General features: G+C 71.0%; 17 protein-coding genes and 2 pseudogenes. 15 read left to right on the top strand and 4 right to left on the bottom strand.

Annotation, left to right across the window (positions count from 1 at the left end; genetic code table 11):
• Window positions 1-3: 3 nt before the first annotated feature.
• Window positions 4-279, top strand: a pseudogene (locus tag AB0B01_RS22495) (polyprenyl synthetase family protein); the annotation flags it as partial.
• A gap of 363 nt (window positions 280-642) precedes the next feature.
• On the top strand, window positions 643-810 hold the full coding sequence (locus AB0B01_RS22490) for a hypothetical protein (RefSeq protein ID WP_361721934.1): 168 nt from the start codon (window positions 643-645) through the stop codon (window positions 808-810).
• Between the two features lie 227 nt (window positions 811-1037).
• Here the strand turns inward: AB0B01_RS22490 and AB0B01_RS22485 are convergent, their stop codons facing one another.
• Window positions 1038-1427 (bottom strand): hypothetical protein, encoded by a 390-nt coding sequence (locus AB0B01_RS22485; RefSeq protein WP_361721835.1) that lies wholly within the window; start codon window positions 1425-1427, stop codon window positions 1038-1040.
• A gap of 849 nt (window positions 1428-2276) precedes the next feature.
• Between AB0B01_RS22485 and AB0B01_RS22480 the strand changes: the two genes are divergently transcribed.
• A complete protein-coding gene (locus AB0B01_RS22480) occupies window positions 2277-5372 on the top strand; it encodes a hypothetical protein (RefSeq protein ID WP_361721832.1) in 3096 nt (1031 codons plus the stop codon).
• Between the two features lie 153 nt (window positions 5373-5525).
• Complete coding sequence (locus tag AB0B01_RS22475; RefSeq protein WP_361721829.1) at window positions 5526-6923, top strand: M20/M25/M40 family metallo-hydrolase; 1398 nt, start codon at window positions 5526-5528, stop codon at window positions 6921-6923.
• Window positions 6924-6948: 25 nt separating this feature from the next.
• Here the strand turns inward: AB0B01_RS22475 and AB0B01_RS22470 are convergent, their stop codons facing one another.
• Complete coding sequence (locus AB0B01_RS22470) at window positions 6949-8247, bottom strand: peptide ligase PGM1-related protein (RefSeq protein WP_361721826.1); 1299 nt, start codon at window positions 8245-8247, stop codon at window positions 6949-6951.
• A gap of 140 nt (window positions 8248-8387) precedes the next feature.
• Window positions 8388-9068 (bottom strand): DUF2071 domain-containing protein, encoded by a 681-nt coding sequence (locus tag AB0B01_RS22465; RefSeq protein WP_361721823.1) that lies wholly within the window; start codon window positions 9066-9068, stop codon window positions 8388-8390.
• Window positions 9069-9337: 269 nt separating this feature from the next.
• Here AB0B01_RS22465 and AB0B01_RS22460 point away from each other — a divergent pair, with 269 nt between their 5' ends.
• The 7 genes and pseudogenes from AB0B01_RS22460 (at window position 9338) to AB0B01_RS22430 (ending at window position 17197) form a co-directional block, all read left to right on the top strand.
• Window positions 9338-9772, top strand: a complete 435-nt coding sequence (locus tag AB0B01_RS22460) for a YciI family protein (protein WP_361721820.1) — start codon at window positions 9338-9340, stop codon at window positions 9770-9772.
• Window positions 9769-10633 (top strand): annotated as a pseudogene (locus tag AB0B01_RS22455) (DUF6596 domain-containing protein); the annotation flags it as partial. The gene AB0B01_RS22460 and the pseudogene AB0B01_RS22455, both read left to right, overlap by 4 nt.
• Before the next feature lie 260 nt (window positions 10634-10893).
• Window positions 10894-12273 carry a polysaccharide lyase family 1 protein gene (locus AB0B01_RS22450; protein WP_361721817.1) on the top strand — a complete coding sequence of 460 codons (1380 nt, stop codon included), beginning with the start codon at window positions 10894-10896 and terminating at the stop codon, window positions 12271-12273.
• A gap of 143 nt (window positions 12274-12416) precedes the next feature.
• A complete protein-coding gene (locus AB0B01_RS22445) occupies window positions 12417-12884 on the top strand; it encodes a SigE family RNA polymerase sigma factor (RefSeq protein ID WP_361721925.1) in 468 nt (155 codons plus the stop codon).
• Window positions 12881-13564 (top strand): hypothetical protein, encoded by a 684-nt coding sequence (locus AB0B01_RS22440; protein WP_361721814.1) that lies wholly within the window; start codon window positions 12881-12883, stop codon window positions 13562-13564. Before AB0B01_RS22445 ends, AB0B01_RS22440 begins: the two co-directional genes overlap by 4 nt.
• Before the next feature lie 337 nt (window positions 13565-13901).
• Window positions 13902-15455, top strand: a complete 1554-nt coding sequence (locus tag AB0B01_RS22435) for a cellulase family glycosylhydrolase (RefSeq protein ID WP_361721811.1) — start codon at window positions 13902-13904, stop codon at window positions 15453-15455.
• A 14-nt stretch (window positions 15456-15469) separates the two neighbouring features.
• Window positions 15470-17197 (top strand): glycoside hydrolase family 6 protein, encoded by a 1728-nt coding sequence (locus AB0B01_RS22430; RefSeq protein ID WP_361721808.1) that lies wholly within the window; start codon window positions 15470-15472, stop codon window positions 17195-17197.
• Between the two features lie 112 nt (window positions 17198-17309).
• Here AB0B01_RS22430 and AB0B01_RS22425 read toward each other — a convergent pair whose 3' ends face one another.
• Window positions 17310-18395 carry a LacI family DNA-binding transcriptional regulator gene (locus tag AB0B01_RS22425; protein WP_361721805.1) on the bottom strand — a complete coding sequence of 362 codons (1086 nt, stop codon included), beginning with the start codon at window positions 18393-18395 and terminating at the stop codon, window positions 17310-17312.
• 442 nt (window positions 18396-18837) lie between these two features.
• Here AB0B01_RS22425 and AB0B01_RS22420 point away from each other — a divergent pair, with 442 nt between their 5' ends.
• The 4 genes from AB0B01_RS22420 (at window position 18838) to AB0B01_RS22405 (ending at window position 23701) form a co-directional block, all read left to right on the top strand.
• Entirely contained in the window at window positions 18838-20169 is a 1332-nt protein-coding gene (locus AB0B01_RS22420) for an ABC transporter substrate-binding protein (protein WP_361721802.1), read from the top strand.
• A gap of 124 nt (window positions 20170-20293) precedes the next feature.
• The gene (locus AB0B01_RS22415; RefSeq protein WP_361721799.1) at window positions 20294-21298 is read left to right on the top strand and encodes a sugar ABC transporter permease; all 1005 of its coding nucleotides are present in this window, start codon (window positions 20294-20296) and stop codon (window positions 21296-21298) included.
• A 40-nt stretch (window positions 21299-21338) separates the two neighbouring features.
• On the top strand, window positions 21339-22202 hold the full coding sequence (locus AB0B01_RS22410; RefSeq protein WP_361721922.1) for a carbohydrate ABC transporter permease: 864 nt from the start codon (window positions 21339-21341) through the stop codon (window positions 22200-22202).
• A gap of 56 nt (window positions 22203-22258) precedes the next feature.
• Window positions 22259-23701, top strand: coding sequence for a GH1 family beta-glucosidase (locus AB0B01_RS22405; protein WP_361721796.1), 1443 nt, complete (start codon window positions 22259-22261; stop codon window positions 23699-23701).
• Window positions 23702-23795: the final 94 nt, after the last annotated feature.

Here is a 23795-nt window from a genome sequence, read left to right as displayed (position 1 = left end):
GGGATGGAGCTCGTCGATGCCCCGCTTCGCGCAGCCGCGAGCCGGTTGCATCGTCCGTGGCCGCGGTGTGCAGCTACCACCTGGGGTGGGACGCCGGGGACTGCTCGGCAGCGGTGTTTCGGCAGCGGTGTTTCGGGTGGGCAAACGGTCAGGGCGGCGCTCGCGCTGCTTTCGGTCCGCTCCGTCGGCGCCCCGAAGCGTTTCGACGCGGTTGCCGGTACGGCCGTGGAGCTCGTGCACCAGTTTTCCCTGCTCCACGACGACGTCATGGACGGCGACACCGAGCGGCGGGTGCCGGCCGCGGAACAGATGGTGGCCGGCCAGGCAGAGTACCTCACCTTGGAGGACCGGCCCCTGGGCGAGGTGTCAGTGGGGCGCTACGTGCAGATGGCGCGCGGCAAGACCGGTGCGCTCTTCGGCTGTGCGGCGGCCCTGGGCGCTGTCTGGCGGAAGCGCCACCGCCGATCTGGAAGTGGCGTTCCAGCTCCTCGACGACGTGCCCGCTCTGGACGAGGGCGTCCCGAGAACGTGCGGCAGCAACGGCACGGGCTCGTCAGGTGTCTGTTTCCGTCGCGGACGATGACCCGGAACTGCCCAGGTAAGACCCCGCGCGACGTTCCGCGTACGAAGAGGAGACCCACGGTGCCGCCGCCCAGTCCGTACGCCTTGCTCGTCCACGACGTCCACAAGTCCTACCGGACGCGCCGAGTGCTGAACGGGGTCTCGTTCCGCCTTGAGCCGGAAACGCTGGCCGGAGTCGTGGGGCCGGGTTACTGCCCGCAGGAGGCGGTGCTCAGCGACGCGCTCTGACAGCCCTGGCACACCAGGCCGCGTTGCCCGGCGACGGCCGTCGTGGGGCCGCGGTTCTGGTGGGGGGCGGGATCACGTACGGCTACCGCGACCGGCTCTCCCGCCGTCCCGCTGCGCCGCACCCGCTGTGCTTCGGCCGGGCGCGGCCGTGGGGCGAGGTCGTACCGCACAGCGTTCCGGTCGGCGCACAACGAGGATCCGGCATGCGGTGTCGCCGCACGGTCCGGCTAGAGCTTTGCGATGTCCTTGTGGATCACTTCGATCCCGCCGTCGTGGTAGGCGGCCAGGCGCACCTTGAGCTGATGGCCCTTGGGCGCCTTGATGATCCGGTTGAGCGTCTCCCCCATGCTGCCGCCGTAACACGGGGGCTCGGAGTTGAGGGCGGTCCAACCGTCCCCCACGTCCTTCGGGTCGTTCCACTCCACCCAGACGCAGTCGGGCTCGCCGGAGGAGGCCTCCAGCGAGATGATCTTGACCGAGTTCACTGCGCCGTCGACGCGCTCGTAGATCACGGTCGCGGAATTGTGGTGGCGGCCGGTACCGGCCTCCAGGTTGACCGGGCTGACCACGGTGTCGGCAGCGGCCGGAGCCGCTCCTCCCGCTATCGTCGCAGCCACCACCGCGACGGTGACAGGCAGGGCAGATAAGCGCATGTTCCGCCTCCATGAGGCCAGTTGAGGAGATCTCACCCTATCCGCGCGGACGGACGCGCGCTCCGACAGCACCAGCCAAACGATGGCCTGAATCGAAAGCCACCGCGGGTGAGGACGAAGTGCTCGGCGGATCCCCGAGGTGCCCGCAGCCGTGTGAGGTGCCGGAGGTCAGTCGGCAGGCCGGAAGCGGAGTGCCGACCAGGTGTCGTCGATGGCAATCTGCCGTACGGGGCGCACGCCCTGCTCGGAGCGGCCCTGAGGGAGTCACGATTCAGATCCGCGAGCTTTCCGCCTTTCGGGTAGGCCACCCAGGCTAGGGCGTCGCGCCGAGCAGCGGCGACCGCTGCCTTCGCGTGCTCCCCCAGGAGGTCCCCGGAGGTGGTCACGAAGGCGAGCACCACGTCGGCCGAGGCGCGGTTGCCGTCGGCGTCGACGTCCAGGTCCGCGTCGGCTGGTTGACCCAGTACGACGACACTCTGGTCGGGCTTGATCTGCAGCTTGCTCGTGATCGCCACCTCCCTGACCCTGCCACCCGAGGTGCCGCTGCGCACGCGGCCCGCGCCCAGGTGTTGCGCGGTTCGATCCCCGGGCGCGGGTTCGGCAGACCCGGGGGTCATGGGGCACTCGGCGCTGTGCCGGCCGTCAGCGGGCGGCCTGGGAATCCACCCGGACTCGCCGGGGGAGCTTCGAAGACGTGCAGAACGCCAACCGGCAAACTGTCGCGCGCGGTCAGCGTGCCGGTCTCCCTCCAGTGGAACGGATCGCTGCCTTTGCGTTCCTTGGGCCCTGGCGCCCGCAACGAGAGGGACTTCTATGCGACGAACCGCGAAGCGGCTGCACACCATGGCCGCTCTGGCGGGATTTGCGCTCCTACCGGCATTCGTGTCAGCCCCCGCGCAGGCGGCGGGCACCCGCCCGTTCTCGGTGACCATCACCCATGTCGGGTGCGTCGAGCCGTGTTCCGCGGAGGGGCTTGAGGCCGCGTTGGAAGGGCACCCCGACTTCTACGCGAAGGTGTTCGTCAACGGCGTGGAGCACCGGACGCCCACCGTCGACAACGTCTCGGGGGTCGACCCGTACTGGGTCGTCTCCACCGAACTGCCCGACACCATCCTGAACGTTCCCGTCACGATCCAGATCTGGGACGCGGACGACACCTCGGGCGACGACCTGGGTGACGACACCCCGCACGACCACGACAACAACCTCGACTTCGTCGTCTCCTACACCGACGGCAAGTGGCGCGACACCGCCCTGAACAAGACCGACAACGTGAACTGGCCGCAGTCCTGTTCGTCGGGCGACGGCGGGGAGGACGACGAACCTTCCGTCAAGGTGTGTTGGGACGTCAGCACGGCTTCGACGAGCGGGGACGCGGACGGCGACGGTCTGCTCGACGGCTGGGAGCGCAACGGGTACAACGACGACGGTGACGGCACCATCGATGTGGACCTGCCGGCGATGGGAGCCGAGCCCGACCACAAGGACGTCTTCCTCGAACTGGACTGGGTGGCGGGGCGGGCTCCTGCCCGGGCGGACGTCCAGGCCATGAAGAAGGCGTTCGCCGCGGCGCCACCCGACGCCGGTGCGAGCGCGGCGAGCAGGAACGCCGACAACGGCGGTTCAGGTGTGAACGCACCGCCGAACCCCGACGGCAGGCCCGGCATCAATCTTCACGTCGACACCGGCGGCCTGCTCGACCCGGGGGGCCGCGAGGGCGGGCCGGTCGGTACGTGTTCCGACGGCATCGACAACGGTGCGGACGGGCTGATCGACGGCCTCGACCCCACCTGCAACACGCGGCTGACGGATTACCTCGACGCGAGCGTCGAGAACCCGCAGCCGACGAACTGCGGGGACGGCGTGAACAACGACGGCGACGCCTTCACCGACGCACAGGACCCCGACTGCCTGGTCGGCGACCGCCTCGGCGGCGGCAGCGTCATCCCCGCGTCCGGCGCCTGCGGCCTCGACACGAACTTCTACGCCTCCAGGGACCTGAACTTCACCCGGAACCGGCGGCTGATCTACCACTACGGGCAGATGGCCCCCCGGCCGGCCACATGCCCGCGTCGGACCGGTGGCCAGGGTGAGATCGGGGGCAACGACTTCATCGTCTTCAACCTCGATGCCGGCTCGATCATGCATGAGCTCGGGCACAACCTGAATTTGCGCCACGGCGGCGCCGAGGACCGGCCCAACTGCAAGCCGAACTACGTGAGCGTCATGAACTACGACCTGCAGGGCGGCATCCCCCGCGTGGGGGGCGGGACCATCCTCGACTACTCGCCGCCCAGGACCACGGTCGACGGCACGGCGCGCGGACGCGCTCCCCTGGGCACTCTGGTGGAGAACGCGCTCACCGAACCGACGGTCCTCGACCCCACCGACCCGGTCAACCGGTTCGTGTTCGTCAACAGTGCGGGCCAGAAGGTCCCGAACAACCTCGACACCAGCCCGGACTGGAACAACGACGGCGATCCGCCGTTCGAGACGAGCGTGCCCGCCACGAACCTCGACAACGCCGGCCCCGGCCCCACGCCCAGGCCGCCCGCCTGCGTCAACACCTCGACCAACGAGACGCTGAAGGGCTCCGACGACTGGACCTTCGTGTCGCTGCCCTTCCGTCAGTTCGGTGACTCCGCCAATGCCGCGGTCAACCCGGAGAGCGAGGACGTCCCCACCACCAGTGATCTGCTCGCGATGTACGAGGAGCAGAACACCACCGACGTCGGGGTCACCGTCACCGACAATCCCGACCCGGTCGCGGCCGGCACGGACGTCGTGTACACCGCCGTCGTCACCAACCACGGCTCAAAGCCCGCCGCCGCGGTGACCCTGGTCGACACCCTGCCGTCGCAGGTCTCCTACGTCGGCGACGACGCGGGGTGCCACGCGTCCGACGCGACGGTGACCTGCGGTGTCGGCGACCTCGTCGCCGGTGCCTCGCGTACCGTCACCATCACCGCCCATGTGCCGGCGGACCTCGTGTACGACGCCGGCGGCCCGGTCACCCTCACCAACCATGCCACCGTGGACAACCTCATGGGTCCCGACCCGGTGGCGGACAACGACACGGCCACCACCGACACCCGGGTGGTCGCGGTGGCCGACCTCGCCGTCACGTCCTTCGCCGCCACGGCCCCGCCCACGCAGGTGCTCATCGGGCAGACCCTGGACGTGACCCTGCGCAGCACGGTGGCGAACAACGGGCCGTCCAGCCCGACGGACGCCGTGGTCGTCACCGATGCCACGGCCGACCCGGGGGCCACGGTGACGCCTTCCTCGGCGACCCGGGACGTCCCGGCCCTCGCGGTCGGGACTCCGCAGTCGTTCGACAGCACCTTCACCGTCGGCTGCGCAGAACCGGGATCGCACACCTACCGGTTCACCTCGTCCATCACGCCGGCCCGGCCGGACGACACCGACCCCGTCGCGGCGAACAACCACCGGCCGGCCGAGTTCACCCTCGACTGCGTCGTGCCCGTCGCGATCAACATCAAGCCGGGTGCCAATCCCAACTCCGTCAACATCCCCGCCGACACCGTGCCCCTCGGCGTCCTGACGACGACGGCCGGCGAATACGCACTCCCGCTGGCCTTCGACGCCACCACGATCCAGCCGCTGACCGTGCGCTTCGGACCGCGCAGCGCCGTGTTCGGCGGTACGGGCGGGAGCGCTGAGGTGCACAACAGGGGCCACATCGAGGACGTGCCCGAACGCACCACGACTCCGGTCGAGCGCGTCAGGGACGGCGACCCCGACATGGTGCTCCACTTCGCCTCGGCGACCTCCGGTCTCCAGCGGGGAGACACCGAGGCCTGCGCGAAGGGTTCGTTCATCGACGGCGCCACCGGCCGCACCTATCGCTTCTTCGGCTGCGACGCGGTGCGGATCGTACGGTCCTGAGCGACCGCGACCCCCGCTGACCAGGACAGCGGACGGCGCAGCGCCTGCGCCGTCCGCTGCGCCGCGGCCCTGAGCCTGCCCACGGCGCGGGCGCGGGGCGCCGCGACCGGTGAGTCGGCGGTTGAGGCCGGCGAACGCGGGCAGCCGCCGACCATGAGCGCGAGAGAGATCCTCGCGGGGCAGGACGGCTTCCCGGAGCCGGACGCCTTGGACGCCCTGGCACAGTGGGTGAAGGTCCCGTCCGTGTCGTCGGACCCGGACCGGGCGGCCGACGTCGGGCACTCTGCCCGCTGGCTGGCGCGGACACTGCGCCGGATGGGTTGTCCCCGTACGGAGATCTGGCAGACCGACGGCCTGCCGGCCGTCTACGGCTGTTGGCCGGCCGCCGATCCCCACGCCCCGGTTCTGCTGGTGTACAGCCACCACGACGTCCACGCCGTCGCCCCCTCCACATGGCGGGTCACCGCTCCGTTCGCACCGCTACGGCGCGACGGCCTGCTGTACGGCAGGGGAGCGTCGGATGCCAAGGGCCAGATCATGTGCCATCTGTGGGCCTTGGGTGCGCACCTGGCGGCCGCCCCCGGCCGCGTGCCGGCGGTGACGGTGAAGTACCTGATCGAAGGGGAGGAGGAGATCGGCTCCGTGCACCTGGCAGACCTGCTGTCGGAACACGCCGACGAACTCACCGCTGACGTGGTCATGGTCTCCGACACCATGCTCTGGTCCCTGGACGAGCCGGCCGTCTGCACCACGGTCCGCGGGTCGGTCACCGCGACCCTCACCGTCCGCGGCGCCCACCGCGACATCCACAGCGGGGCCGTTTCGGGCGCCGCCACCAATGCGGCGTCCGAACTGTGCAGGCTGCTCGGCACCTTGCACGACGGAGCCGGCCGGATCACGCTCCCCGGGTTCTACGACGCGGTGGCCGAGCCCGGTCCCGCCCTGCGGGAGTCACTGGACACCCTGCCCTTCGACGAGCGGACCTGGCGCGCGGACACCGGTACGTTCGGAGCCGGCGGCGAGGCCGGTTTCAGCGTGCCGGAACGGCTGTGGACCCGCCCCTCGGCCGAAATCGCCCGGCTCGCGGCCGGCCGTACGGACGCACCGGCGCTCGGCCTCATCCCCGCCGAGGCCGACGCGGACCTGCTGCTGAGGCTCGTTCCCGACCAGCGGGCCGACGAGGTCGCCGAACAGCTGCGCGCCTGGCTGGGTGAGCACCGCACATCCGATTTCAGCTACGACCTGGAGATCTCCCCCACGATCTCGGACCCGTACCGGACACCCGCGGAGCATCCGGCTCTCGCAGCGCTCTTCCGCTCGGTGAGCCGCGCCTACGGTTCCCCGGCCCGGTGCATCGGGAACGGGGGCGCTGCCCCCGCCGCGCAGCTGGCCCGTGCCTGTGAGGCGCCCGTGCTCTTCTTCGGGACAGGACTCCCCAGGGACCGCTGGCACGGCCCTGACGAGAAGGTGGAGACCGCTGCGCTCCGTCTGGGAGTCAGCGCCCTGAGCGCGTTCCTGGGGGAACTGGCGTCGGTGCCGGTGAGCCGGTGAGCCGGTCACCCGGTGACGGGCCGCCTCAGGGGACGGACGCCCATGACGCGTGCAGCATCGCCTCGTACCGCGCCAGCGCCGCATGGCCGTCGGCGATCACCGCGTAGCGCCACGTGCGGCCGTCCGGTGGCGCACCGGCGTACAGGACGACCCCTTCTCCGCTCGCGGGATCGTAGGCAGTACCATCCGCGTGCAGCCGGGTCACGGCCTCGTCGAAGCGGTACGGACGCGGTGCCTGCACCTTGCCGGTCGCCCAGGCCGGCTCCCGGGCCCCGGCGGCGGATGCGGACGTGGCGGCGGATGCGGCCGTGGCAGCGAGGCGGGTGACCATGGCTTGCGGCGTGGTCGTCGCCGTGCGCCTGACGTTGCTCTCGCCCGCGAACAGGGAACCGTCGGCCGACACCATCGCATCGAGACTGAAGGGGCCCGCGTAGCCGTGCTCCGCCAGGAAGCCGCCCAACGCCCGCCCCCACTTTTCCAGCGTGGGCCCGGCATGGGCGAGCGGAGGCGTCAGGGGTGACACGTATCCGGTGAAGGAACCCTCGTCGGTCCGCATTTCTCCGCTGAACACCGGCCGCGGCCCGTGCGGCCCCGTCTCCAGCTGGATGCTCACCGAGCAGGCCACGTCGATCCGCTCCTCGACGACCCACGAGGCTCCCGCCCCGCCCACCGGCGCCAGATCGTCGGGGTTCCACTCCCCCGCTGCCGCCGAGAGGAAGCGCAGCCCGTGGCCGCCCGCCGACCGGTCGGGCTTGACCACCACCTGCTCGTGCGTGAGCAGCAGGTTCCGTACGGCACCGGCCAGCTCCTCACGGCGGCAGACACGGCCGTCGGGCAGCCTCATGCCCAGCTCGCGCGCCACGTTCCGGAACCCCGCCTTCGTGTTGAGCAGCCGGGTCACCTCCAGCGCGGCCCCGGCTGCGGCCGCAGAGGCGTACGGGGCCAAGGGGACCCCCAGCCCGTCGGCGAGCGCCACGGCCGAGGCGTCCAGAGCGGTCGGGAGCACCGCGCCCACCGGCCGGCCTCCCGACGCCCTGCGCACCCTCGCCACGGCGCCGTGGTGCCGCGCCTCCCCGTCGACCGCGCCGAAGGCCTGCGGCAGGTCGACCACCGTCACCGATTCCGGCGGGATCCCCGTCAGGCCGCAGGCGTACGCCAGGAACTCCTCGCCGACCGGCACCGGGGACACCAACACGTCGCCCGGGTACAGCATCCACACCTCGCGCGGTGCCTGCTCGGCCCACGTGCGGAGCACGTCGCGCTCGTCCAGGTCCACCGCGAGGTCGGAGACGAGGTTCGCGTAGAGGAGCAGAGGGCGGCTCATCACACGAGTATGGGCCCGCGCAGGGGCGCTGCTCATGTCGATCGTCCGGTCCCACCCGGTCGGCGCGCGCCGCGGTGACCGATGGTGCGGCCCTCGTGACTCATGGCGACCGGCGGCCGCGGTACGCCGGCGCCGGCCGCTCAGCCGCGCCGGGCACATCCGAGCCGCACGGGGCCGACCCCGGGAGAGGTGTGGACGAGGGGGTACCCGGCCGGTTCGGGCAGTCCGGCGGCGGCCAGCACGGACTCCTCCAGCCGCACGAGCGTTCCGCGGAAGAGCGGCCAGGGCTCGTGCGCGGCCGGGGTCCGCCAGAGCACGCCGGCCGACACCGAGTACACGTGGAAGCGGTCGGTCAGCCACGAGTCCAGGAGGTGCGGCGCTTCGATGCGCTCGTCGGTGCGCACCTCAAGGTCATAGCCGGGACCTGCGCGCCCCCGTCGTCCGGTGTAACGGCAGGTGCGGCCCCGGCCCTGTACGGAGAGGTGTCCCAGCGCGTAGGGGATCCCCACCAGGCGCGCGGCCAGCATGGCCGGGTGGGTGACGTCGAGGGCGAGGAACCACACGCCGCTCGGCCCGCCCTTGCGCCGCACATAGGTGCGCAGGTTCGTCTCGGGGAAGGTCCCCCAGGGCATCGGCACGCCCAGGACCCGCGTGGAAGACATGACGAAGGGCGTCAGGCTCACCCAGCCCTGCCCTTCGAAGACATCGACTTCGAGGTGGGGCGGCACGAGGCGCTGGAGGACCGCCGGCGGATAGGGCCAGTGCAGGAAGGCCTGGCGCGTCCAGTGCACCGACAACAAGGGGACCCGTACGTACGCCACCGCAACCTCCCCTGCCGGCCACCACCAGGACGATCGGGGCCTGCTCGTACTCGGAAGAGTGCTCAGGCACCTCATCGTAGGCGTCCGTACGCCACGGAACACCGGGGTCCGGCCTGGCCGCCCGGTGGAGGCCGGGCGCACGCGGCCGTTCGTGCACCGGGATGAACCCGTACCGGTGAGGTACGGCGAGGTGTCGGGAAATGGCGCCCGGCTCCGACGTCTCCTGTGCAAGGGCCCCGAAAGGGGCGGCCCACGGAGGAGGGAACGCGATGAAGTACCTGGTGATGGTGCAGGGCGCGCAGGCCGACTACGACGCCATGAACGGCAAGGCGTCCGCCCACGGCCCGGCCTGGAGCGAGCAGGAGCTCAGGGCGATGTTCGCGTACATGAGCGCGATCAACGACGATCTGGCGGAGACCGGGGAGTTCGTCGACGGGCAGGGGCTCGTCGAGCCCAGCAGGACGCGGTTCGTGACCGCGGACGCGGAGGGGCGGCCGGTCGTCACGGACGGGCCTTACGGAGAGACGAAGGAGGTGCTCGCCGGGTACTGGGTCCTCGACTGCGCGAGCCTGGAGCGGGTGACCGAGATCGCGGCGCGGGTGGCGCAGTGCCCGGCGCCTGCCGGTGCTCCGGTGTACCCCGTCGTGATCCGGCCGATCGACGAGGCCGGTGGCAGCGAGCTCGGCGCGGGTGGGAACGGTTGACGGCACGCGGGACCGTCGAGGACCTGCCGCGGCTGCACGCGCCGCAGGTCCTCGGCGCGCTCGTGCGCCGGTACGGGCACTTCGACGCCGCCGAGGACGCCGTACAGGAGGCGCTGCCCGCCGCCGGGCAGTGGCCGCGGGACGGGGTGCCCGTCAATCCGCGCGGCCGGCTGATCCGGGTGGCCTCCCGGCGCCTCACGGACGCCTTGCGGGCGGAGGCGGCGCGGGTCCGGCGGGAGGAGACGGTCGCACGTCTTGAACCGCGCGAGGTCCGTGCCGCGCCCGCCGAGGACGACACGCTCACCCTGCTCTTCCTGTGCTGCGACCCGGTGCTCCCGCCCGCCGCCCGGATCGCGCTGACACTGCGCGGTGGGCGGCCTGACGACGGCGGAGATCGCCCGCGCCCATCTCGTACCGGAGGCGACGATCGCCCAACGGGTCGGCCGTGCGAAGGCGAAGCTGCGCGCGGCCGGGGCCGACCGCCCCTTCCGCCCGCCGGACGCGCAGGAGCGGGACGCACGCCTCGCCTCCGTCCTCCAGGTGCTCTACCTGATCTTCACCGAGGGCTACACGGCCACCTCCGGGCCCGCTCTGCACCGCGCCGACCGCGCCCGCGAGGCGATCCGCCTGACCCGGGCGGCCCGCCGGCTGCTGCCCCGCGAGCGCGCGGTGACGGGACTGCTCGCCCTGATACTGCTCACCGAGGCCCGCAGCGCGGCTCGTACGGGACCTGACGGCGCGTTGGTCCCCCTCGACGAACAGGACCGCACCCTCTGGGACCGTGCAGCGATCGCCGAGGGCACCGCGCTGGTCGAGGCGGCCCTGACGGAGGGCCCGCCCTGCCCGTACCAGCTCCAGGCCCGCGCCACCCGCCTGGATCCCTGACACGAAGTCGGTGCCCGTGATCCGGGCGTGGACGCTCCGCCGCACGGTTCCAGCGCGCGGTTCAGCGCGCTGGGACGTCATCGCCGGGGAGGGGCCCTGCGGGCAGTGACGTGTATCACGGCAACCTGGCTGCGTCCGGCGGCAACTGAGGGTGTGCAAGGTCGACGCGCTGAAGGGGCGCGCCCCACAGGCACCGGCCGAAGACCTCCCGCACCCCTCACAAAGGATCGATCCGCATGCCCACCGTTTCGCACCGGCGCCCCCGAATGCGCCGTTTCACCGTCCTCGCGGCCACGTCCGTCGCCCTCGCGTGCGGGCTCAGCGCCGTGCCCTTCGTGGTGTCCGCCCATGCGGCACCCGACCTCGACCACTCCGTACTGCCCGCCCGCGACGGCTGGGCAGCCCAGGGGACGGGTACGACCGGAGGGGCGAAAGCACGGGACTCCCGTGTCTTCACCGTCTCCACCCGGGCGCAGCTGGCCGAGGCCCTCAGCGCCGGCCCGGCCACGGAGCCGCGCCTCATCAGGGTCAAGGGCACCATCGACGCGAACACCGACGACGACGGGCGCCGCCTCGGCTGCGAGGACTACGCCGCCGGCACGGGCTACTCGCTGGCCTCGTACCTGAAGGCCTACGACCCGGCCGTGTGGGGCCGTTCCAAGGTGCCGTCCGGCAGCCAGGAATCGGCCCGGTCCGCCGCCCAGAGGAAGCAGGCGGCGCGCGTGGTGCTCAACGTCCCGTCACATACGACGATCGTCGGCGTGCCGGGGACGAATGCCGGCCTCACCGGCGGCAGCCTCCAGCTGAAGAACGCGGACAATGTCATCATCCGCAACCTCACCTTCTCCGACACCCGCGACTGCTTCCCCCAGTGGGACCCGACGGACGGGTCGACCGGCAACTGGAACTCCGCCTACGACGGGATCTCCCTGCGCGGTGCCACCCACGTGTGGGCCGACCACAACACCTTCACGGACAGCCCCCACTTCGACCAGGCCAACCCGCGGTACTTCGGCCGCGAGTACCAGGTCCACGACGGGACCCTCGACATCACCAACGCGTCGGACCTCGTCACCGTCTCGTACAACCGGTTCAGCGACCACGACAAGACGATGCTCATCGGCAGCAGTGACAAGGACACCAAACTGCGCGTCACCCTGCACCACAACGTCTTCCAGGGCACCGTCCAGCGTGCCCCGCTGACCCGGGTCGGCCAGGTCCACCTGTACAACAACCTCTATGACACGACCGAGCGCAACGGCTACTCCTTCGGGTACTCCATCAACTCGCGGGCGAAGGCGCAGGTGGTTGCCGAGTACAACTACTGGACGGTTCCCAGCGGCGGGGCGGCGTCCCGCTTGCTGACCGGTGACGGCACGGGCTCCCTCGCCGGAACCGGGAACCTGGTGAACGGCACGGTGACCGACCTGGTCGCCGCCTACAACGCCGCGAACCCCAAGAAGAAGATCCAGCCCACGGTGAACTGGAAGCCGGCGCTCAGCGCCGGACTGGAGAAGTCGGCGGCCGCGCTGCCCCGTACGCTTCCCCGGACGGCGGGAGCGGGGGTCCTCTCCGCCTCGGGAGCCCTCGCCAAGAACACCACGCGCGCGTCGTGAGGCCGGGTTCCGCCCGGGGGCCGGCGGCCGCCGCCACGCCGTCACCGGGGGTCGGCACTCACTACGAGGACTCCGCGGCGGTTCTCGTCCATGACGACCGGTCGGCGGAGTTCCATGCCTTCTTCGAACGGCACCACGCCGAGCTGTCCCGACTGGCCGCCATGCTGACCGGGGACCCGGACTGCGCCGACGACGTGGCCGCGGACGCTCTCGTCGCGTTGTGGCACCGCTGGGACCGGATGCGCCGCGCGGACCACCCCCTCGCCTACGCGCGCGGCGTCGTCGCCAACATGGCCCGTACCAGGATCCGCGCGGCGGTCCGTGAACGGCGGCGCATCACCCTCTTCTGGTCGCACCGGCCCGAACGGGTCGACGCCCCGGACGTGGCCACCGCCCTCGACGTACGGAGAGCGCTGGCCCGGCTGCCGTTCAGGAAGCGGGCCTGTGTGGTCCTGCGCCACGCGCTGGACCTGTCCGAGAGGGACACCGCGCTCGCCCTGGGCATATCGGTCGGCACGGTGAAGAGCCAGACCTCCAAGGGCATGGCGCAACTGCAGGATCTGCTCGGCACGCGAACGACCGAGGAACTCGTGGGACGGAGGAGCCGATGAACGACATCCACCGGGAACTGCGCGACGCGGCCCAGGCCCATCGGCCTGACCGCGACAAGATGCTGGACCGCGTACGGCGGGGGATGGCCGACGCTCCGGACACCCGTCTGCAGGCCCGCGAGACGGCACACCACCGACCCCCGGCGGTCTCCTGGGCCCGGGTCGGCCTCGCCACCGCCGCGGTGGCCACCGCCCTGGTGGCCGTTGCCTTCGCCCTGTCACCGACCGGACCCGAGGGGGAGCGGTCCGGCCAGGTGGCGACGGCACCGCAGGACACCACATCCCCGGCCGCCCAGAGCGGACCGCTGTGGTCCAGCGGCGCCGTCGACCCGCACAGCAACCCGTACTGGGCGCAGGGCAACATCACGCTCCAGAACGGCCAACCGCTCTCCACGCTCACCCTCCAGGTCCGCATCGCCCAGACCGGCGGCGTCGCCACCACCGGCACCTGGCAGACCCGGCCGGGCGAGGACTTCGAGGTCAGCACCGTCCAGACCGACGGCGCCACGGTCTACCGCTGGACCCTCAAGGCCGGCAGGACCGTCCCGCCCGGCCGGCACGTCTTCGCGGTCCAGTACAACCATGCCGAAGGTGACCGCGATGCGCGCAAGGACACGTACGAAGCGACGGCGACCACGGCCGCGGGCCGGCTCCACGAGGTCGGAGGCACGTTCCCGTGACGGGCGGCGGTCCCGCCCGTTCGGGTGAGCGGAGGGGCGGTCGCGGATGCATGGCGGCCGCCCCGCCGTGGTGGCATGCGGAGGCTTCTCCTCGCCCGCTCGGGAGCGGGGCGAGCGAGGAGCACGAGCACAGGTTGTGAACCAGTGGGAGCGCTCCCACTGTGCAGAGCCAACCGAATGGCGTCAAGAGGTTCGAGGAGTCGAAGGCATCCTCGGAGGATTTTGTCCAACTCCTCTGTTGCTTGAAGCGTCTTGCCGCTACGGTCGCCTCACCAGTGGGAGCGATTCCGTCAGTTGGCGCGCCGTCGAGGTGCGCCCTCGCTGCAAGGAGTCGCTCATGCGACACCCCCCACGTCTGTCCGCGCTGTCCTCGGTGTTCGCGGGAACAGCGCTCGTGATGGCGAGCTGTGCCTTCACCGTCATGGCACCGGCCACAGGAGCCTCGGCCGCACCCCCGTGCACGGTGAAGTACTCGGTCGTCGGCCAGTGGCCCGGCGGATTCCAGGGTGCGGTCACCGTCACCAACCACGGTTCCGCACTGAACGGCTGGACTCTCGGCTTCGACTTCTCCGCCGGTCAGCACGTCAGCCAGGGCTGGGGTGCCACCTGGTCCCAGACCGGGGCGGCCGTCACGGCCGGGAACGAAGGCTGGAACGCCGCACTCGGCAGCGGCGCGAGTGTGACGTCCGGCTTCATCGCCTCGTGGTCGGGCACCAACACGACGCCCGGGCCCTTCAAGCTCAACGGAACGCCGTGCACCACTGAGGGGTTACCCGATCCGACCCCGACCCCGACCCCGACCCCGACGCCCACGCCCACGCCCACGCCCACGGGCCCGACCCCGAAGCCCACTGATCCGACCACTCCCGGCCCGGTCCCCGGGGCGCCCGAGCTGAGCGTCGCCGGCAACCGGCTCACCGACCGGAACGGCGCCACCCGCCGGCTCCTGGGCGTCAACCGCTCCGGGGGCGAGTACATGTGCGTCCAGGGGCACGGCATCTTCGACGGCCCCGTCGACGACACCTCGGTGCGCGCCATCGCCGACTGGAAGGCCAACACCGTACGCATTCCCCTCAACGAGGAGTGCTGGCTCGGCCTCGACAACATCAGACCCGAGTACCGGGGCACTCCCTACATCGACGCCGTCAAAGGCTTCGTCGACCGGGTCCTCGCACACGGCATGACCCCCGTCGTCGAACTGCACTGGACGTACGGCCAGTACACCGGCAACTCCTCCGGCTGCGCCGACGTCCACGCCTCCTGCCAGAAGCCGATGCCGAACGCCCGGTACACCCCGGCGTTCTGGACCTCGGTGGCGAACACCTTCAAGCACGACCGGCGGGTCGTCTTCGACCTGTTCAACGAGCCCTATCCGGACCGGGCGACCTCCACTCCCGCGCAGGCGTGGAGCTGCTGGCGCGACGGCGGCAGCTGCCCCGGCATCGGGTACGAGGTCGCCGGCATGCAGGACCTCCTGGACGCCGTCCGCGCGACGGGAGCACGCAATGTGGTGCTCGTCCCCGGCATCGCCTACTCCAACGACCTGAGCCAGTGGCTCGCCCACTCCCCCACCGACCCGACGGGCAATCTGGCGGCGGCCTGGCACGTCTACAACTTCAACACCTGTTCCAACGAGGCGTGTTGGGACAGCACACTCGCGCCGGTCGCCGCCCGGGTCCCCCTCCTGGCGGGCGAGATCGGTGAGAACACCTGCGGACACGCGTTCATCGACCGCGTCATGGCCTGGTCCGACGCCCGCGCCCTCTCGTATCTCGGCTGGACCTGGAACACCTGGGACTGCTCCTCGGGTCCGGCCCTGATCACCTCGTACGACGGCACACCCACCGCATTCGGCACCGGGCTGCGCGACCATCTGCGCGCCCTGAACTGAAAGGCACCCTGGACATGAGCCGCACAACCCGCCGTACCGCCTTGATGGCGGCCCTCGGACTGATCACCGCGACCGGCGCCACCGCCACCGTCATGACCACCACAGCCGGAGCCGCCGCCACCGGCTGCAAGGTCGAATACCAGATCACCAGCCAGTGGAACACCGGCTTCGGCGCCAACGTCGTCGTCACCAACACCGGCGACCCGGTCAGCGCCTGGAGCCTGGAATGGTCCTACGCGGGCGACCAGAAGGTCACCCAGGGCTGGAACGCCGCGATCAGCCAGTCGGGCGCCGCCGTGACCGCCAAGAACGTCGCGTACAACGGGAGCCTGGCCACGGGCGGTTCGACCTCCTTCGGCTTCAACGGCTCCTACAGCGGCACCAACTCCGTCCCCGCGACCTTCAAGCTCAACGGAGTCACCTGCAACGGCGCCACAGAGCCGCCGACCACTCCCCCGACGACACCTCCCACCACCCCGCCCCCATCGGGCAGCAAGGCCGACAACCCCTACGCCGGCGCCAAGGTGTACGTGAACCCCGAATGGTCCGCCAAGGCCGCCGCCGAGCCGGGCGGCGCCAAGGTGTCGAACCAGCCCACCGGCGTTTGGCTGGACCGCATCGCCGCGATCAGCGGCGGGAACGGCGTGATGGGTCTGCGGGACCACCTCGACGCGGCCCTGGCGCAGAAGGGCAGTGGCGAGCTCGTCGTCCAACTGGTGATCTACGACCTGCCCGGGCGCGACTGCGCCGCGCTGGCCTCCAACGGCGAACTGGGCCCCACCGAGATCGACCGGTACAAGACCCAGTACATCGACCCCATCGCGGCGATCCTGGCGGACCGCAAGTACGCGGGGCTGCGGATCGTCACCACGGTCGAGATCGACTCGCTGCCGAACCTGGTCACGAACGTCTCCGGGCGCCCGACGGCCACCGCCAACTGCGATGCGATGAAGACCAACGGCAACTACATCAAGGGCGTCGGCTACGCACTGAACAAGCTGGGCTCGATCGCCAACGTCTACAACTACGTGGACGCGGGACACCACGGCTGGCTCGGCTGGGACGACAACTTCGGCGCCTCCGCGGAGATCTTCAAGCAGGCGGCCTCCGCCGAGGGGTCCAGCCTCTCCCGCGTGCACGGCTTCATCGTGAACACGGCCAACTACAGCGCACTGAAGGAGGACCACTTCTCGATCGGGGACTCGGTGGGCGGCACGTCCGTACGCCAGTCGAAGTGGGTCGACTGGAACCGGTACACGGACGAGCTGTCGTACGCCCAGGCCATGCGGGCCAAGCTGGTCTCGCTGGGCTTCGACCCGCAGATCGGCATGCTGATCGACACCTCCCGCAACGGCTGGGGCGGCACCGCCCGGCCGACCGGCCCCGGCGCACTGACGAACGTCGACACGTACGTCAACGGCGGCCGCTACGACCGGCGCATACACGCCGGCAACTGGTGCAACCAGTCGGGCGCCGGGCTCGGCGAGAGGCCGCAGGCCGCCCCGGCCGCAGGAATCGACGCATACGTGTGGATGAAGCCCCCGGGCGAGTCGGACGGGGCGAGCAAGGAGATCCCGAACGACGAGGGCAAGGGCTTCGACCGGATGTGCGACCCGACGTACCCGGGCAACGCGCGCAACGGCAACAGCATGTCGGGGGCCCTGCCGAACGCTCCGCTGTCGGGCCGGTGGTTCTCGGCCCAGTTCCAGGAGCTCCTGAAGAACGCCCATCCGGCGCTGTGACACGCCGCCGATGAGCACCCCGGAGCCGTACGCGATCCCTGGATTCCGTACGGCTCCGGGCCGCGTGCCGCCGCTCTCAGGAGCACGCCCAGGAGCACGCGCAGGAGGACGCTCAGGACGAGGCCCGCACGATGAGCTCCGTCGGAAGGACCCGGCGGGGCTCCTCCGCCGGCGGGCGACCGCCCACGGCCACGGCCTCGGACTCGGGCGGCTCCGTGATCTGCTGGAGCAGCATGCGGGTCATCGTGCGGCCCATCTCCTCGATCGGCTGGCGCACACTCGTCAGGGGCGGGTCCATCAGCCGGGCCACCGCCGAGTCGTCGACCCCGACGAGGGCCACGTCGTCGGGGACCCGGCGCCCGGCCTCGCGCAGCACGCCGCGGGCGCCGGCCGCCATCACGTCGGAGGCGGCGAAGACGGCGTCCAGTCCGCGGCTGCGCGCCAGGAGTTCCCGCATCGCCAGCCTGCCGCCCTCCTCGGTGAAGTCCCCGGTCGCCACGAGCGACTCGTCGGGCGCGCGCCCCGCCTCGGCGAGGCCCTGCCGGTAGCCGCCCAGACGCGCGCGGGCCACGTACATGTCGAGCGGCCCGCTGATGGTCGCGATCCTGTTCCGGCCACGCGCCACGAGGTGGGAGACGGCCGCCCGCCCTGCGCCGATGTTGTCGGAGTCGACGTAGGCGACGGGTTCGCCCTCGGAGCGCCGCCCGTTCATGACGACCGGCAGCCCCATCCCGCGTATCCGATCGGGCAGGGGGTCGTCACCGTGCACGGACGCCAGCAGCACGCCGTCCACCCGCTGGGCGGCCAGGTACTGTTCGAACCGCTGCCGCTCCCGCTCGGTCCGCACCAAGGTGAGCAGCAACTGCCGGTCGGCCTCCGCGAGTTCGGCACTCACCCCGCGGATGAGGTCGAGGAAGTACGGTTCCGAGAAGAGCCGGGCCTCGGTCTCCGGGATGACGAGGGCGACCGCGTCGGTCCGACTGCCGGCCAGCGCGCGTGCCGCCTGGTTGGGTACGTACCCCAGTTCGGCGACGGCGCGGGCGACGGCCTCCCTGGCCTGCTCACTCACCCTGGGCGAGCCGTTGATCACCCGTGAGACCGTGCCCCGCCCGACGCCGGCCAGGGCCGCCACCTCTTCCAGGGTGGGCCTGCCGTTGTGCCGTCCGCTCACGACCCTCGAACTCCCCTCGTGCGACATCGCGCGCCGCACCGGTCGGCTCGCGGTTGATCAGGCAAGGCGGTGGTGGCTCTTCCTTGCGGTTGCTCTTCCCCGTCGGCCGCTCTTCCCCGCCGGCACCGGCACGCTACACCGACCGCGGGTGGGAGCGCTCCCACAGTACTCGCGATCTCCGCTCGGAGCCATGGGCCGCGCGCAGGACCTGCACGATGCCTTGGCAAGCCGAGCCGCGCGACTCCGCTCCGACGCCCTTCCACTCATCAAGCAGCGTTCATCTCTTGACACTTGGACCCATGAGGCAGCAACCTTCCGGCAGCGGTGGGAGCGCTCCCACGCTTGGATGGGCACGGCCGGCCTTCGCCGACGGACCCGGTCCGGGCCGGGCCCGGCCCTTCGCCGAGTCGCAGAAGCCCGCGGGCTCCCCTGGCGCACACAGAGCACCACCTTGGACGAGGAGAGTGGAATGCGCACTGCCAGCAGCAGACGCCGCCGCACCGCGATCGCCGCGGCCGCCGTCGTCGTAATCGGCTCGACCGTGCTCACCGCCTGTGGCGACGACGGCGGCGGTGGCGCGGCCGGCAGCGAGAAGATCACGCTGCGCATAGGCACGTTCGGGTCCTTCGGCTACGACAACACGACCGGGGCCAAGCTCTACGCCGAGTACGAGAAGACCCACCCCCGGATCCGCATAGAAGAGTCGAACGTCGCCGACGGGCAGAAGTACTGGGACACGCTCAAGCTGCGCCTGTCGCGCGGCAGCGGTCTCGCGGACATCCAGGCCCTGGAGGTGGGCTACATCTCGGAGGCGACCGGGCCCGCCATGGCGGACAAGTGGATCGACCTCGGCAAGACGGGCGGCGCGGACCTCGGCGGGTTCCTCGACTGGAAGGTCAAGCAGGCCACCACGGGCGACGGCAAGGTCATCGGCCTCGGCACGGACATCGGCCCCATGGCCATCTGCTACAACAAGGACCTGTTCGCCCAGGCCAAGCTGCCGACGGAGCGCACCGAGGTCGCCAAGCTCTGGGCCGGCGACTGGGGGAAGTTCCTGGCGGTCGGAGAGGCGTACAAGAAGAACGCGCCGGCCGGAACGGCATTCCACGACTCCGCGAGCGGCCTGTTCAACGCCGTGGTTTCCAGCGAGCCCGTGCAGTACGCCAACGCCAAGGGCGAGCTGGACTACGAGAACAGTCCCGGCGTGAAGAAGGCCTGGCAGACCGCCGTGGCAGCGGCTCAGGGAGAACTGACGGCAAAACTGCGCCAGTTCGACGAGAAGGGCACCTGGAACGCGGCCTTCAAGAACGCGAGGTTCGCCACCGTCGCCTGCCCGAGCTGGATGACGGGCATCATCAAGGAGCAGGCCGGCCCGGAGAACCAGGGGAAGTGGGACATCGCCGCGCCGCCCGTCGCCGGCAACTGGGGCGGCGCGTTCCTCGCCGTACCGAAGTCCGGCAAGCATGCCAAGGAGGCCGCCGAGCTCGCCGCCTGGCTGACCGCGCCGGCGCAGCACGCCAAGGTCTTCGGCGTGAACGGCAACATTCCGTCTTCCAAGGACACGCTCACCTCCCCGGCGGTTCAGGACGCCAAGCTGCCGTACTTCGGCGAGGCCCCGGTCGGGAAGATCTACTCCGAGGCCGCGGCCGGCATCACGCCCGCGCCGATCGGCCGCTGGGACGGCCAGGTGAAGACCTTCCTCACCGACAACGGCATCCTCGACATCGAGCAGCGCGGCACCGACCCGGCGAAGGCCTGGGAGAACGTCAAGAAGCTGGTCGACGACAAGATCGACCAGTAGCGGGAGCCGTGTGACGGCCGACCGCTGCCTGCAACGCGTGACGGCCGACCGCCGCCTGCAGGCAGCAGGCCGTCCCCGTACGCAGCATCCCGCCCACCACCCACCGACCTGGAAGGACGCCCCCGTGGCCACCTCCGCACGGGTGACGAGTGGCAGCTCCCCGCCGCCCACCGCACCGCCCTCCGCCAGCAGCTCCCGCCGGGGCCCTTCCGGCCGGGACAGCCGGCGCAGCACGCTCCACCGCCTGGACCTGAAGGCGACCCCGTACGTCTTCGTCGCCCCGTTCTTCCTCACCTTTGCGGCCTTCGGCCTCTTCCCGCTCATCTACACGGGCTGGCTCTCGCTGCACCGGGTCGAGCTCGGCGGAAACGCACAGTGGAAGGGACTGGAGAACTACAACTCTCTGGCGACCAGCGAGTTCTTCTGGAACGCGCTCGCCAACACCTTCACGATCGGGGTGCTCTCGACCGTTCCCCAGCTGCTGATGGCCCTTGGCCTGGCGCACCTGCTCAACTACAGAATGCGCGGCCGGGGCTTCTTCCGGGTCGCGATCCTCGCCCCGTACGCGACCTCGATCGCCGCAGCGACGCTCGTCTTCGCCCAGCTGTTCAACACCGACTACGGCCTGGTCAACACGGCCCTGGAGTGGTCCGGCTTCCGGCCGGTCTCCTGGGAGTCCGCCAAGTGGCCTTCGCAGATCGCGATTTCGGTGATCGTGACCTGGCGCTGGACGGGCTACAACGCGCTCATCTACCTGGCGGCGATGCAGGCGGTCCCGCAGGACCTGTACGAGGCCGCGGCGCTGGACGGGGCATCGCGCCTGCGCCAGTTCCTCAGTGTCACCATCCCCTCCATCCGGCCGACCATCCTCTTCACGATCGTGGTCTCCACCATCGGGGCCACCCAGCTGTTCGGCGAACCGATGCTCTTCGGCGGCAGCGTCGGCGTCAGCGGCGGCAGCGGAAACCAGTTCCAGACGCTGAGCCTGCTCATGTACGAGAAGGGGTGGGTGACCGGCGCGCTGGGCCAGGCCTCCGCCATCGCGTGGGTCATGCTGCTGCTCCTGCTGCTCGTCGGCGCCGTCCAGGCGCTGATCTCCCGCTCGAACCGCAGCAAGCAGGGGAGTTGAGTTCATGCCCGCCCGCACACCCGACACGACCACCACTCCCATGCGGCCGCGCGCCCGGCGGCTTCGCCCGTCGGCAGGCCGCCAGCACCACGCGGGTCCGCTGACCTACGTCCTGCTGGGCCTGGCCGCAGTGGTCTCCCTCTTCCCGCTCTACTGGAACGTCGTCGCCGCCTCCCACTCGGGCGAGCGCGTGGTCGAAGCACCGGCCCCGCTCCTGCCCGGCCCCCGGCTCTTCGACAACCTCACCTTCGCCTGGAACCAGGTCGACATGGGTCAGGCACTGTTCAACACCACGATAGTGGCCGGGCTGGTGGCACTGTCCACCGTGCTGTTCTCCACCCTGGCCGGCTTCGCCTTCGCCAAGCTGCCGTTCAAGGGCCGGAGCGCCATGCTCGCACTGGTGGTGGCGACCATGACCATCCCGCCGCAACTCAGCGTGATCCCCCTCTACCAGATCATCACGGACCTGGGCTGGGTCGACCAGCTCCAGTCGGTCGTCCTGCCCTCGCTGGTCGCCGCCTTCGGCGTGTTCTTCATGCGCCAGTTCCTCACCGAGGCACTGCCCGTGGAGCTGGTGGAGGCGGCCCGGATGGACGGCGCGCACAGCCTGCGGATCATCTGGCACGTGGTGTTCCCGGTGGCCCGGCCCGCGATGGCGGTCCTCGGGATGCTCGTCTTCGTCCAGGCCTGGAACGATTTCTTCTGGCCGTTCATCGCGCTGACACCGGACGGGAATCCGACCCTCCAGGTCGCCCTGGCCGGCCTCGGCGCCGGCAACCACACGGTCGACCAGGCCGTGGTGCTGACCGGGGCGCTCCTGTCCACGCTGCCGCTGCTCCTGGTCTTCGCCGTACTCGGCAAGCACATCGTCGGCGGCATCACCGCCGGCGCCGTCAAGAACTGACCGGCTCGTCCGCCCGCCCGTACCGTATCCGTACTTCGCGTTGGGAGCGCTCCGCCATGACCGCGTCCGAGAGCCGGCCGCTCACCGCCATCCGCTCGTTCCCGTCCGACTTCCTGTGGGGCACGGCCACCGCCGCATACCAGATCGAGGGCGCCGCCCGTGAGGACGGCCGGACGCCGTCCATCTGGGACACCTTCTCGCACACGCCGGGCAAGGTCTTCGGCGGCCACACGGGTGATGTGGCGGTGGACCACTACCACCGGTTCCGCGAAGACGTCCGGCTGATGTCCGAACTCGGTTTCGGGGCCTACCGTTTCTCCGTGTCCTGGTCCCGGGTCCAGCCGACCGGGCGCGGCCCGGCCGTCCAGCGCGGCCTGGACTTCTACCGCCGGCTCGTCGACGAGCTGCTCGCCGCCGGCATCGAACCCGCCCTCACCCTCTACCACTGGGACCTGCCCCAGGAACTGGAGGACGTGGGCGGCTGGCCGGAGCGCGCCACCGCCGGCCGGTTCGCCGAGTACGCAGGACTCGTCGCGGACGCCCTGGGAGACCGGGTGAGGCGCTGGACCACCCTCAACGAACCCTGGTGCAGCGCCTTCCTGGGTTACGGCTCCGGGGTCCACGCCCCGGGCCGCACCGACCCGGTCGCCGCCCTGCGCGCGGCCCATCACCTCAACCTCGGGCACGGTCTGGCCGTCCAGGCCCTGCGGGCCGCGCTGCCCGAGGGCCGTCAACTGGCGGTTTCGCTCAACCTCCATGAGATCCGCCCGCTGACCCCCGCGGAGGAGGACCGGGAGGCGGCCCGGCGCATCGACGCCGTCGGCAACCGGATCTGGTTGGGCCCGATGCTGGAGGGCGCCTATCCGGAGGACCTGTTCGCGGACACCGCGCACCTCACGGACTGGTCGTTCGTCCAGGACGGCGACACCGCGACCAGTCACCAGCCACTGGACCTGCTCGCCCTCAACTACTACACCCCGACGATCGTCTCGCACGTCGCGGAGGGCGAAGAGAGGCCGCAGGACGACGGCCACGGAAACAGTGCGCACTCGCCCTGGCCCGGTGCGGACGACGTCGCCTTCCACCGGGCGCCGGGCGAACGCACCGCCATGGGCTGGCCGGTGGACCCGGGCGCACTCCACGACCTGCTGACCCGGACGGCCGCAAGGTTTCCCGGCCTGCCGCTCCTCATCAGCGAGAACGGCGCGGCGTACGAGGACGAGATCGGCCCGGACGGCACGGTCCACGATGCGGAGCGCGCCGCCTACGTCCACGCGCACCTTGAGGCCGTACACCGGGCGATCGCCGCCGGGGTGGACGTGCGCGGCTACTTCCTCTGGTCGCTGCTCGACAACTTCGAGTGGGCGTACGGCTACGCCAAGCGGTTCGGCGCGGTCCACGTCGACTACGACACCCTGAAGCGCACCCCGAAGTCGAGCGCACGCTGGTACGGGACGGTGGCGCGGACGGGCGAGCTGCGTCCCCCGGGCGACCTCTAAGTGAGCGTTTGATTCTCGGTTGTCTGTTTCATTTGGCTTGGCTGTCGCGCCAGTTGTGGGTGGTCTCGTGTGTGAGGCGGCGGGTCATGAGGTT

It is taken from the genome of Streptomyces sp. NPDC044571, from assembly GCF_040647115.1.
Classification (GTDB): Bacteria; Actinomycetota; Actinomycetes; order Streptomycetales; family Streptomycetaceae; genus Streptomyces.
This window is presented reverse-complemented; position numbering and strand designations above follow the sequence as displayed.

Excerpts from the sequence above, each read along its gene's own strand:
- AB0B01_RS22480 (WP_361721832.1), top strand. The coding sequence starts at position 2,277 with ATGCGACGAACCGCGAAGCGGCTGCACACCATGGCCGCTCTGGCGGGA.
- AB0B01_RS22475 (WP_361721829.1), top strand. The coding sequence starts at position 5,526 with ATGAGCGCGAGAGAGATCCTCGCGGGGCAGGACGGCTTCCCGGAGCCG.
- AB0B01_RS22470 (WP_361721826.1), bottom strand. The coding sequence starts at position 8,247 with ATGAGCCGCCCTCTGCTCCTCTACGCGAACCTCGTCTCCGACCTCGCG.
- AB0B01_RS22460 (WP_361721820.1), top strand. The coding sequence starts at position 9,338 with ATGAAGTACCTGGTGATGGTGCAGGGCGCGCAGGCCGACTACGACGCC.
- AB0B01_RS22450 (WP_361721817.1), top strand. The coding sequence starts at position 10,894 with ATGCCCACCGTTTCGCACCGGCGCCCCCGAATGCGCCGTTTCACCGTC.
- AB0B01_RS22440 (WP_361721814.1), top strand. The coding sequence starts at position 12,881 with ATGAACGACATCCACCGGGAACTGCGCGACGCGGCCCAGGCCCATCGG.
- AB0B01_RS22435 (WP_361721811.1), top strand. The coding sequence starts at position 13,902 with ATGCGACACCCCCCACGTCTGTCCGCGCTGTCCTCGGTGTTCGCGGGA.
- AB0B01_RS22430 (WP_361721808.1), top strand. The coding sequence starts at position 15,470 with ATGAGCCGCACAACCCGCCGTACCGCCTTGATGGCGGCCCTCGGACTG.
- AB0B01_RS22425 (WP_361721805.1), bottom strand. The coding sequence starts at position 18,395 with ATGTCGCACGAGGGGAGTTCGAGGGTCGTGAGCGGACGGCACAACGGC.
- AB0B01_RS22420 (WP_361721802.1), top strand. The coding sequence starts at position 18,838 with ATGCGCACTGCCAGCAGCAGACGCCGCCGCACCGCGATCGCCGCGGCC.
- AB0B01_RS22410 (WP_361721922.1), top strand. The coding sequence starts at position 21,339 with ATGCGGCCGCGCGCCCGGCGGCTTCGCCCGTCGGCAGGCCGCCAGCAC.
- AB0B01_RS22405 (WP_361721796.1), top strand. The coding sequence starts at position 22,259 with ATGACCGCGTCCGAGAGCCGGCCGCTCACCGCCATCCGCTCGTTCCCG.